General features: G+C 59.1%; 1 protein-coding gene. It reads right to left on the bottom strand.

What is annotated here, in order from left to right; all coding sequences use genetic code 11:
- Positions 1–215: 215 nt before the first annotated feature.
- Complete coding sequence (locus A3722_RS13245) at positions 216–1427, bottom strand: IS256 family transposase (RefSeq protein ID WP_067629891.1); 1212 nt, start codon at positions 1425–1427, stop codon at positions 216–218.
- Between the last annotated feature and the right edge of the window lie 179 nt (positions 1428–1606).

The following is a 1606-nucleotide window of genomic DNA, read 5'->3' as shown; positions in this document are numbered from 1 at the left end:
AATGAGCGCTGAACACTGTCAAATGATTGATTAAAAAGAAATACGCTTCCCAACCAAACCGGCAAAAGCCCCGCCTTTTAGCAAGGAAATAGGCCGTATTGCGAAACATTTTTAAAGCAACATCGCGCGGCCTAGGCGTCCAAAAATTGGTTCAAACTACGATAGTGTCCCAAGGAATGGTGTAACTTTGTTCTTCGGCCATGGCTTGGCCGCAGTTACAGGACGGCGATTGTCGCCGGGTCCATGGGGGTAGTGTCGCAAATGGCGGCGACGGTTTCCAGTGTCATGTAGCGCCGCGTGATCGCCCACTCATCATTTTGCTCCAGCATCAGGGCTCCGACCAGTCGTGTGACTGCGGCCTCGTTTGGAAAGATGCCGACAACGTTGGTCCGGCGCTTAATCTCCTTGTTGAGGCGTTCAAGTGGGTTTGTGCTGTGGATCTTGACCCAATGCTCGCGGGGAAAGCTCTTGTAGGCCAACACGTCATCCTCAGCCCGGCGCATCAACTCCGCGAGCTTTGGATGGCGCGTCTCAAACGCGTCGATCAGCTTGGCCCAGTGCTCTTTTGACGCGGCCAGCGTGTCCTGGTCGAAGGCGGTTCTGAGCGCCGCGGTGACGATTGGCTTGTCCTTCTTGCCGACGCAAGCAAGTGCGTTGCGCATGAAGTGGACGCGGCAGCGCTGGACTGTCGCACCGAGCACCTTTGCCGCGGCGGCCTTCAGCCCCTTATGATCGTCGGCGATGATCAGGCGGGTGCCGCGCAGCCCGCGATCGGCCAGAGAACGCAGAAATTCGTCCCAGAAGACCTCGGCTTCACTGGGCTGGACAGCGATGCCCAGAACCTCGCGGCGTCCATCCAGGTTGACCGCCACTGCCACTATAGCAGCGACGCTGACGATCCGACCGCCACGGCGGACCTTGATGTAAGTCGCGTCAAGCCAGAGATAGGGCCATTCGCCTTCCAGCGGGCGGTTCAGGAATGCATCGACGCGTTCATCAATCTCGCCGCAGAGCCGCGAGACTTGGCTCTTCGATACGCCAGTCATTCCCATAGCCTTGACCAGATCATCCACGGAGCGCGTCGACAGGCCCTGAACATAGGCCTCTTGAATGACAGCCGTCATGGCTTTCTCCGCCGCCCGGCGGGGCTCAAGGAACTCGGGCAGGTAGCTGCCCTTGCGCAGCTTCGGGATCTTCACGTCGACCCTTCCTGCACGCGTTTCCCAAGCTCGGGACCGGTATCCGTTGCGATGGTTCATGCGGTCGCTGCTTCGCTCGTGCGCACTGGCACCGCAGAGCTGGTCGACATCCAGCGCCATGAGGCGGTCGGCGACGAAACCGAGCATCTCGGCAAGCAGGTTGCTGTCAGATGTCTCTGACAAAAGCGCACGCAGCGCGGCAGTATCTGATAGACTGTTCTTGGTCATGGTCGTTCTCCTCGGTCAAAGTTAGGTCCGCAAACCAAACCTTAGCCGAAGAACAACCATGGCCGCCAAGGGACCCGCACGGGCCTCGCTTCGCTATGCGAAGGCTCCGCTCAGCCCGCGCTACCAGTGGGAGTTACACCAACTGTTGGGACACTGCTNCGAGATGGAACTCGAAGGGG

Origin of the sequence: Sulfitobacter sp. HI0027 (assembly GCF_001634775.1) — a bacterium.
In the GTDB taxonomy this organism is placed as follows: Bacteria; Pseudomonadota; Alphaproteobacteria; order Rhodobacterales; family Rhodobacteraceae; genus Sulfitobacter.
This window is presented reverse-complemented; position numbering and strand designations above follow the sequence as displayed.

Bases quoted from the DNA above. Each gene is read 5' to 3' on its own strand.
- A3722_RS13245 (WP_067629891.1), bottom strand. From the start codon at position 1,427: ATGACCAAGAACAGTCTATCAGATACTGCCGCGCTGCGTGCGCTTTTG.